Raw genomic sequence first — 6,796 nt, forward strand, 5'->3', positions numbered from 1 at the left:
CTGCAGGTAGGCCCGGCGTTCCGGAGTGATCCGGAGCGTGGTGGCCAGTTCGGCGACCGTGCGGTTCCGCGGGCCCTGCCCCGGTGGGTAGTGACGGGGCTCCTCGGTAAGCCGCAAGATCGAGCGGCCACCGACGCGCGCGACGATCTCACCGTAGAGACCCGCATTGCGCATGTAGTCCTGGACCGCCAGATCCTTCGCGCCGGTTCGTTTCGAGAACTCACCGCGCCCCCGCCGCCCCCGGTCGTCGACGATCTCCACAATGAAGGTCCGATGATGATCCGGGCCCTCCTGATGGTCCTCAACCGTGAGCTGCTGAACCGGCACGGAGCGGGTCAGCTCACCCCACCAGTTGATGCCGTCCATGAGCACCTGCTGGAGTGCCTGCTCGTAGACGTCTGCCACCAGCCGCTTGACGGTGGTGTAGCCGCCGAGGAGCACCACCACACCGAGGACCTGGTGCATGACGTCCTCAGCCAGGCGCGACGTGCTCCGCCGGTTCGGCTCCTCGCCCTTGCCCAGGTTCATCGACTCGACGACAGCCAAATTGCCAGCGACCCGCTGGGCGACCCGCCCGGGCATGTGCGCGATGACCCGGTTCTGCCTGCTGACCTTGTCCGGACGAGTGCGCTCCACGACCAGGTCGGCCACCGCAAGCGCCAGATGGGTGGCCCCCACCTTGCCCAGTGCCGCCAGCGCGGCGACCGAGATCGGCGACCGGCCGAGCTCGTATAGGAAGGTGGAGTGACAGGCCGCGAGCCGCAACCAGCGCGCCCGCAGCGGGTCGTCGTCGACCCGCCAGCCTCGCTTGCCGAGTTCGGCCACAAGCGAGTCACCGAGCGGCACATCATCCGCCGCCAAGGCCGGGTCGGGAAGAGAGGCGAGGGCAAGTCGGGACATGCCGGCGGTGTCCTCCAGGTAGCGCAAAGGTCGGGCAACTCTAACTCAGAGGGCTTGGCACAAGGGACGGTCGAAAATGCGGTTGCCGGCCCGTCGTGCCCGCCAGCGAGCCAGTCCGCCGTGTACCAGCCCACTCGCTCGACATCGACGCTGCCCATGACCCGGCCACGTCGGGACGTCCCGGTCGAGCTGGCCAGCTCGGCCCGCCCACCGTCGAAGCTAAAGAGCGTGGGGCCGAGTGTCATCGAGCACCAGGCCGACGACCGGGCGACGGTGGCAGCGCAGGTACGCGCGGTGCGTGGGACGGCCGCACGTCGCGCCGGGCAGGCGCGGCGGCGGCCGGAGATCAGGACGAGAAGCGGTCGACCACGTGGGGTCGGTTGGTCGCGGCGAACCGGCTGCGGACCTGGGGGCGGCTGGCCAGGAAGAGATGCCACACGGCGACACGCGCATCCGAGCGGGCGAACGTGTGGACCCGGGCAGATAACATTCGCGTTCGGAACGAACGCGGAACCTCCGCCTCACCGCCGATGATGGAGGAATCTGCGATGGCTCTGCCGACCCGCCCGATCGTCGCGTTCGCTGCCGCAGGCGTCGCAGGAACCACCGGCATGATCGCCGGAACCGCCGGCGCCCTGCAGATCGCCGGAGCCAACGCGCAGAAACAGCAGGGTTGGCAGGTCTAGCCGCATGACGGAGTCTTCCACGATCCCGGGGATTGACACGCCGATGATCAGAGCCCAAAGTCGACGATGGAACTTGATCGGGCGAGAGGGCTGCATGGATGTCGGCGACGCCGAACCGAGTCAGGTTCGCCATATCGAGGCGGCGACAGGCGTCGCGAGAACGGCAGCGCCTCAACCACGCCAACTGCTCCAGGCTTTTGATCGATTGGGCCTAATCTCTGTGCAGCATCGTCCTGGATGGCATCGCCGTATCCGCACCTCGCGGAACGAGTTGCGGTTAATCGCAGTGTTCGCGTCGCTTAAACGTCGGGTAATGATCGGGGGAGTACGTGGCGATCAGCCGATTCATGCCAATCGACCAGGTCGGTCACCTCGGCGGAATCACAGCATCAGTCGAGGCCTTGGAAGCGGTCGAGGAGGATCTTCGCCTCCGCCTAGGCAGCCGGGCCGCTCACGCCGTAGTCGCCGGCATGACGCTCCTGGGTGCCGAACGAGGCGAATCTTGGCTGAAGCAGTGTGCCCAGTCACCGCAGACTGTTTGGCGAGAAAGCCACATTGCCCCCGGGCACCTCGCCGACACCCTAGCGACTCTCGGGTTCGACGCCGCGTTCGATGAACTCCATCGCCATGGTTCCAACGGCCAAGCCGTGCAGCACATCGCCCGTATCCTGCTTGATGTCGAACCGGCCGATCGACTGGCGGTGGCGAACAAGATTGTCAGCCGAGCGGCCGACCCCTCAGTGGGCGCCTTTACCGTGCCGACCGAACTCGCTGAACTCGGCGCTCGGCTCGCAGTGGCAATGTCACCACTCACCGAGGACGACGTCGCGCCGGCGGTACGCGTTGGTTTCGATCCATACGTGGGATGCGGTGAGATGATTGCCGGGCTGGCTCGGCTGCTGATGCAGTCCCATGGCGGTTTCGTCGCACATGGATATGGCCACTCCGCCGAGGCCCTCGCTATCGCGCGCACCACCGTTGCCTTGACCGGCATTTCTCCTGACAGACTCCGTCTCGGCGAATGGCTCACCCAGCAGTCCATCGCCGTTCCCGACTTCCACTACCTAATCAGTGCGATCGAGGCGACGCCGTGGCGCCACCTCGAGCCGTGGCTCGATGGCGAGATGACTTTTCCCGCCAGGCCGAGGGCGTCCGACTCGTCGCTGCTCCACCTTACGGCGATCGCGAGGTGCATCTCGGAGCGGCCGCAGTCAGTAGCTATCGTGCTGGTCAACTCGGCCGCCCTCACCGTCGGGCCCGCCGGCTCCGGAGACGCTCAGCTACGACGCTTCATCGCAGAGACCGGATTGCTACACGCCGTCGTTACGCTGCCGGGTGGAGTATTCGAACGCACATCGATGGCACCCACCATGCTGGTCCTACGGCACCCGTCGCCGGGATCGAACAACGGCTGCTTCCGCCTGTTCGACGCCCGCGACCTCGGGCACCGGACGGATCGCCGACGGCACAGCCTGTCTCCCGAAGACATCCAACAAATCGTGGAGGCACTGTCCGCTCCCGCGGGTGAACTGTGTAGCGCCGTTCCCGCCTCGCTGCTCGCCCAAGATGGCAGGTGGCGAATCCCCCCGGTGACACGCCGGCTACAAGCGACCCCCTCGGCCACAGCCAGCCCGCTGGAGGAAGAACGCCTCTGCGACCTGTGCGAAATCCTGCCCGGGCGAAACCGCGTCGACAAAGGTAGCGTCGACGCGGACCGTGAACGCGTCGTGCGCGCCGAAGATATAGGCCAAGAGTTGACCCCCTGGTCCGATCTTCCCCGCTCCACACCACCGAAGGCCAGTTCGATTGAGGTACTGCCGGGCGACATCATCGGCAGCATCTCACCGCCATATGGACGGTGGGCCCTCGTGCCGGACGACTACGGGCCCGCATTCGCAAGCGATCACACGCTCGTCCTCCGGGCCCGCCGGCCGTTCAGCATGCGGTACCTGCTGGGCTATCTACGATCGGAGGGGGCGAAGGGATATCTCGTCAGGATGTTCCGAGGTACGATTCCCCGCCTTGACCGAGATCAGTTGGCCGAACTGCCTGTACCACACTGCCCCTTGCCGGCCGACTATCTCAACGACGTGCTCAGCGGCTACGACTCGGAGGTAGCTCGGCTGGAGGCGGAGATCGGCCAGCTGCGCCACCGGGTAGACGAGATATACCGGGGCGCTTCCTCCGTCGAGATCGCCGCGCGTATCGACGGACTGCATGGAATCACGGCCTCCCTGCGCTCGCTGGAGAACCTGAACGGAGCCCTCCGCATCGCCAAGGCCTCCTTTCCCTATCCCATTTCCCGCACGTTACGCGCCATCGATCGGACTAGGTCACCACGGGAGCGATACCACGAGGTAGTGCATCAAGGACTGGAAACGATATCGACGGTTCTGGCCGTCCTCTCGGCGGCCACCGCCCGCGCTCGTTCCCTATCTGGCAAGTCTTTGAAAAACTGGGCCGGCCAAGTAACCAGGAGCGGTGCCACTATAGGCGCCCAGCGAGCGATGTTCACGGAAGTGGCGCGATCTATCCTGTCCAGCGGAAGTAGTGCCCTAGACCTAGGCGGCATCGGGCAGGCGCTCGGCGACGCGGGCTCCCCCGCCGTTGTTGCCTTCGAACAGCTACTCGTGGAACGTAACCGTATCCATGGCGACTATCCGCGGTCAGATTACGAGTTCCAACAGCGACTCGCACACGCGGAGAGCGCGATGAGCGAGTTACTCGACGGCCTCAGCTTCCTGGCTCGCTGGGAGTTGAGGTACGCAGAGTCAATCGAGCCGGTCGAGGGTGCAGATGGCCAGCCAGACTTCAGCGGTCGGTTCGCGCTGCTGCGGGGTGACAACCCGGACTGGAACATGGCGGAGCAGGTGTCGGAGAGGCCACTCTACCGAGGACGGGTTTACGCACTGGTGGACCAGCGAGACCTTGTCGATCTCCATCCCTATCTCTTGGTTCGGGATTGTCCCCAGTGTGGTGCGAAGGAGGTATACCACCCAGATTCCTTCGGCTCGGCCGAAGCGAATCTCAAGTCCCTCGACCGGGGGCATTCGCAGACGTGCGTTGACGAGTGGGTATTGAAATCCCTGCGGCAAGGGTTCACCGTCCTCTCGTAGATCTGAATCGCTCAGGGCCGCCGACCTCTTCAGCAACCGCCTGGTCGGCATGGTGGCACTGCTCGACCTCAACCGGCTGCGGGCGGCTGGCTATGTCGTCATGACCACATGGCACAGATCCGGCACAACCGAGCGCGAGTAACGGCGGAAGATGCCGGAAGCCGACGGCATGCGCTCGAGCAGGTCAAGAGCCATGTCCGGGGCAGCGCAGGAGGTCGGGATGCCGGGCTTCTTACATCCAGCGGAAATGCACGAACTGGCCCGGGCCAGCCGAGCGCCGGCCGCGGAGGCAACTTGACGCGTCGGGCGCCCTCGCGAGCCAGCGCGCCCTGCCGTCAGTCTCGTCCCACAGCACAGTGAGGGCCGAGGCCTGGAAATGCCAGAGCTGCGATTGCATTGACCGGCGGGCGGACGTGGTCGGAAAGCATGGCCTCGAGCCGGCAACGCGTACCAATAATCGTCATTATCACTACACTAGAGGGCTGATAGCGCCTTGGCTTGTCGCCGTCAACGATTCGGACACTGAAGCCTCCAGTGCCTGCGCTGGTCCGAGAGTGCCGCTGCTCAGCGGATGGCGGGCGACTGCGAAGCAGGTGGTGATGGTCTGAGTCGTCGACTTACTCTGGCAAGTCGGCTCCCTAGTACGGCAGCCGCCGTTTGAGATCTTGCTGCTGAACTGCGGCGGACGCGAGACGGCCACCGCGTGATCGTCTGTGCGTTGTGGACACAACATCAGATCTTGCGGTGGCCGCGTGCCACAGCGTAGCCGTTGGTCGGTGGGAGCGTGTGCTGGCCGGGGTGTTGGGGTGCTTCGCGGGCCGGTTCGGGCGGGTGGAGCCTCGTCGTGCGGCGGCGGCGTTCGTGACGGGGCTGCTAGCCGATCTTGAGGTGAAGACATGTTGGCAGTTGGCCGAGCAGGCCGGTCACGCCCGGCCGGATGCGATGCAGCGGTTGTTGTACCGGGCGGTGTGGGATGCCGACGCCGTCCGCGATGACCTGCGGCAGCTGATCGTCGACCGGTTCGGTGGCCCGGACGCGGTTCTGGTGGTCGATGAGACCGGTGATCTGAAGAAGGGCGCTCATTCGGTCGGTGTGCAGCGGCAGTACAGCGGCACCGCCGGGCGGATCGAGAACAGCCAGGTGGGGGTGTTCCTGGGCTACGCCGGCTCCGACGGGCACACCCTGATCGACCGACGCGTGTATCTACCGGCATCGTGGACCGACGACCGGGATCGGTGTCAGGCCGCCGGCGTGCCGGACGAGATCGAATTCGCCACCAAGTCGCAGTTGGCCGCAGACATGATCACCGCCGCCGTCGACGCCGGCGTGCCGGCGGGATGGGCCGCCGCGGACGAGGCATACGGCAACAGCGCCGCGTTCCGCGCCCATCTGCGCGAACACCGGCTCGGCTACGTCCTCGCGGTGTCCTGCAGCCATCTGATCCCGATCGACGGCGGCAAAGTCAAGGTCCGGGCCGACCGGGCAGCCGCCGAACTGCCGGCATCAGCGTGGCAGCGCCGCTCAGCCGGCGCCGGATCCAAGGGCCCCCGCTTCTACGACTGGGCCTGGCTCGACGACGTGTGCACCGACGCCGACCCCGACGACGGCGGCCGGCACAGCCTCCTGATCCGCCGCAACACCACCACCAGTGAGCTGGCCTTCTACCGCTGCTGGACCCCACGCCCGGCCACCCTCGCGCAGCTCGTGCGAGTCGCGGGAATCCGTTGGACCGTTGAGGAGAGCTTCCAGGCCGCCAAGAGCCAGGTCGGCTTGGACCAGCACCAAGTCCGCCGCTGGGACTCCTGGCACCGGTTCACCACCCTCGCCCTGGCCGCTCTCGCCGTCCTGGCGATCTGCGCCGCCGACGCGGCCCATCACGACCCAGCCGACACCGGGCTGATCAAGCTGACGGTCAACGAAGTTCGCCGCCTCATCAACGCCTGCATCATCCGCCCGATCAGCGACCTCACCCATCGTTTGCACTGGTCAGGCTGGCGACGCCGGCATCAAGCCCAAGCCCGACAATCCCACTACACACGCCGCCTCAACCTCGAACTTCAGCATTGATCGCGAACGGCGGCTGCCGTACTAGAT

General features: G+C 66.0%; 4 protein-coding genes. 3 read left to right on the forward strand and 1 reads right to left on the reverse strand.

Translation table 11 applies throughout. The features are described from left to right. Nucleotides 1-927: hypothetical protein (locus tag ACY34I_RS39935; RefSeq protein ID WP_462760676.1), on the reverse strand; the 927-nt coding region annotated here is incomplete at its 3' end. Between the two features lie 521 nt (nt 928-1,448). On the opposite strand from ACY34I_RS39935, the gene ACY34I_RS39940 reads away from it, so the two are divergent. From ACY34I_RS39940 to ACY34I_RS39950, 3 genes are all read left to right on the forward strand, one after another. Continuing rightward, a complete protein-coding gene (locus ACY34I_RS39940; RefSeq protein WP_462760678.1) occupies nt 1,449-1,586 on the forward strand; it encodes a hypothetical protein in 138 nt (45 codons plus the stop codon). 347 nt (nt 1,587-1,933) lie between these two features. After that, nucleotides 1,934-4,702, forward strand: coding sequence for an N-6 DNA methylase (locus ACY34I_RS39945; protein WP_462760680.1), 2,769 nt, complete (start codon nt 1,934-1,936; stop codon nt 4,700-4,702). 801 nt (nt 4,703-5,503) lie between these two features. After that, nucleotides 5,504-6,769 carry an IS701 family transposase gene (locus ACY34I_RS39950; RefSeq protein WP_148801700.1) on the forward strand — a complete coding sequence of 422 codons (1,266 nt, stop codon included), beginning with the start codon at nt 5,504-5,506 and terminating at the stop codon, nt 6,767-6,769. Nucleotides 6,770-6,796 lie beyond the last annotated feature (27 nt).

The sequence above is a fragment of the Micromonospora sp. RTBAU3-60 genome (genome assembly GCF_054963695.1).

Excerpts from the sequence above, each read along its gene's own strand:
- ACY34I_RS39940 (WP_462760678.1), top strand. The coding sequence starts at position 1,449 with ATGGCTCTGCCGACCCGCCCGATCGTCGCGTTCGCTGCCGCAGGCGTC.
- ACY34I_RS39945 (WP_462760680.1), top strand. The coding sequence starts at position 1,934 with ATGCCAATCGACCAGGTCGGTCACCTCGGCGGAATCACAGCATCAGTC.